1 protein-coding gene is annotated in these 272 nt (G+C 79.4%); it reads right to left on the bottom strand.

From position 1 onward, the window contains the following. Nucleotides 1-272 (bottom strand): substrate-binding domain-containing protein (locus KVT32_RS30080; RefSeq protein ID WP_217619428.1); only part of this gene is annotated, 272 nt, incomplete at both ends.

Here is a 272-nt window from a genome sequence, read left to right as displayed (position 1 = left end):
CCGCGCTCGGGCGTGGACACCACGCACAGCGCGTGGCGGGCGAAGACGCGGGACACGCCCAGCAGGCCCGGGCGCGCCAGCGCCTCGGTGTGCCCGGGCGAGGCCGAGGCGAACAGGTCGACGGCGCGGCCGCCTTCGATCTCCTTGCGCAGCTTGCCCGAGGGGCCGTACTGAACCGCGAAATCGGCGCCGCCGGCGGCGCGCCAGGCCGCCAGGGTCTCGCCGAAGGCCGGGCGCAGGCTGCCGGCCGCCAGCCGCACGGGGGCCCCGGC

It is taken from the genome of Achromobacter sp. GbtcB20 (assembly GCF_019091095.1).
Taxonomy (GTDB): Bacteria; Pseudomonadota; Gammaproteobacteria; order Burkholderiales; family Burkholderiaceae_B; genus Achromobacter; species Achromobacter mucicolens.
This window is presented reverse-complemented; position numbering and strand designations above follow the sequence as displayed.